Annotated in this window: 1 protein-coding gene; it reads right to left on the reverse strand. The window is 62.9% G+C overall.

What is annotated here, in order from left to right; all coding sequences use genetic code 11:
* Nucleotides 1-938: nucleotidyl transferase AbiEii/AbiGii toxin family protein (locus EN925_RS37570; protein WP_164894748.1), on the reverse strand; the 938-nt coding region annotated here is incomplete at both ends.

The following is a 938-nucleotide window of genomic DNA, read 5'->3' on the forward strand; positions in this document are numbered from 1 at the left end:
GTGCCGAAGATCATCGCAGTCGTGTTGGCGTAGTCGCGCGCAAGCGCATCGACCATCTTGGTCGCGGGCTCGATCGCAAAGGTCCCCGGCACTGCCGAGGCAAGATCATAGTCCGGCCGATCGAAAAACATGCGCGCGTGACGCACGCAATCGGCGCCAAGATCGAGGTTGGCGAGCGCCGCTCTCCCGGTTTCCGACTGCATGAGGCAGTGCAAATCGTAGTAATGCCGCGAGACGCGCTGACCTTCCTGCCGTAGTTCACCACGCCGCTCATACCAGCGGCGCAGCCCATGAGCGATCACCACCTTATCCCAGAAGGTCCGCGTCGCCTCGATCGTGGTGACGTCCGGCACGGCGAGGTCAACGCCGGCTGCTTCCTCGGCGACATAGGGAGTAATCGTAAGAGGCCCATGGGGATCGAGCGCTGATTTTGCGCCGGATTCAAGACGTATCGCCGGTCGGACATAGGCGCCATCGCGCGGCTCCACTTCGGGATACCAAAGCAGCAGGGTTTGCCGATCGGGATCGGCGTCATCGATTTCCACGCGCCCCGCCCCTTTGGTGACCTCTGTCAACTGGGCGGCGAGGAACGCATTGAGCGGGCCGGTGATATAGGCGCGACAGGCATCTCGGATCGCGTCCAGTTTGGCGCGGCGCTTCTTGTTCGACAATGCCTCCAGCTCTTCGACCGACGCAGGCTCCTCGAGGTCATCGCGGAACACGGTGACGTCGATATCCTCGGAGAAGCGCTTGATGAGGTCGTAGCCCTTCGACAGCGACGTGCCGCCCTTGAAGAGCAGCCGCGGTTCTCCTGCCGGCCGTTCGTGATAAAGCGCGTTGAGGGTCCAGCAGACCCAGAAGTCCTTTTCGACATTCCCGACCGGCGCGCCGATGCGGTTGGCCGTGGCGAGGAATAGATCGAGCCGATCACGCGGCGG

The organism is Mesorhizobium sp. M7A.F.Ca.US.006.04.2.1 (assembly GCF_004022915.1).
GTDB classification, from domain to species: Bacteria; Pseudomonadota; Alphaproteobacteria; order Rhizobiales; family Rhizobiaceae; genus Mesorhizobium; species Mesorhizobium ciceri.